This window comes from Paraburkholderia sp. LEh10, from assembly GCF_017814945.1.
Classification (GTDB): domain Bacteria; phylum Pseudomonadota; class Gammaproteobacteria; order Burkholderiales; family Burkholderiaceae; genus Paraburkholderia.
In genome coordinates this window covers 1-1051 of record NZ_JAGIPX010000214.1, presented here as the reverse complement: position 1 = coordinate 1051, position 1051 = coordinate 1, and the positions used below count along the sequence as shown (strand labels likewise).

Annotated in this window: 1 pseudogene; it reads left to right on the top strand. The window is 63.7% G+C overall.

Annotated elements, in window-relative coordinates:
- Window positions 1-1051: pseudogene (locus tag J8I87_RS43995) on the top strand (IS3 family transposase); the annotation flags it as partial.

The window sequence follows — 1051 nt, the reverse complement described above, 5'->3', positions numbered from 1 at the left end:
CATCGTACCCCATACCCTGTGGAATTCCGGGCCCACATGGTCGAGCTGGTGAAGGCCGGAAGAACGCCTGAGGAGCTGGCGCGGGAGTTCGAGCCGACCGAACAGACGATCAACAACTGGGTCGCGCAGGCCGATCGGGATGCGGGTGTGCGTCACGACGGTCTGACCACAGCCGAGCGGCAGGAACTCACACGGTTGCGTCGTGAGAACCGGCAACTGAAGATGGAGCGGGACATTCTCTCGCAGGCCGCGGCCTGGTTCGCGAGGGAGACGGGAGCCGTTCCGCCGAAGGGCGGTACGGATTCATGAGAGCGAACCGGGCCAGGTGGCCCATTGCCACAATGGCACGGCTACTCAGAGTCTCCACGAGTGGCTACTACGCATGGCTGGCGCGTGAGCCGTCGAAACGCTCGTGCAGCGATGCGCAACTGCTCGAGCGTATCCGCACGCTGCATGCGAGCTCGCGCGGCACGTATGGTGCGCCACGTATCCATGCGCAGCTCGCACGTGAAGGCGTGCACGTCGGTCGCAAGAGAGTTGCACGCCTGATGCGCATGGCCGGCCTGCATGGTGCGAGCCGACGGCGCTGGCCACACACCACGCAGCAACGCGCGGAGGCACGGCGCGCTCCGGATCTGGTACGTCGGCACTTCTGTGCGGAGGCGACAAACATGCTGTGGGTAGCGGACGCCACCTACATCCCGACTGGCGAGGGGTTTCTGTATCTGGCCGTAGTCCTCGACGTGTTCAGTCGCCGAATTGTGGGCTGGGCGATGTCAAGCCATCTGTACACCGAACTGATGCTGCGCGCGCTCGATATGGCGTTGCTGCAGCGACGCCACGAGGGCGTAATTCTACATTCGGACCAGGGATGTCAATACACGTCCATTGCATTCGGACGGCGCTGCCGCGAAGCCGGCGTGCAACCGTCGATGGGGACGGCCGGAGACGCGTACGACAACGCGATGTGCGAATCGTTCTTCGGCACGCTTGAAGCGGAGCTACTCTCGCGAGAACACTTTGCGACCCATGAACAGGCCAGGCAGCGCAT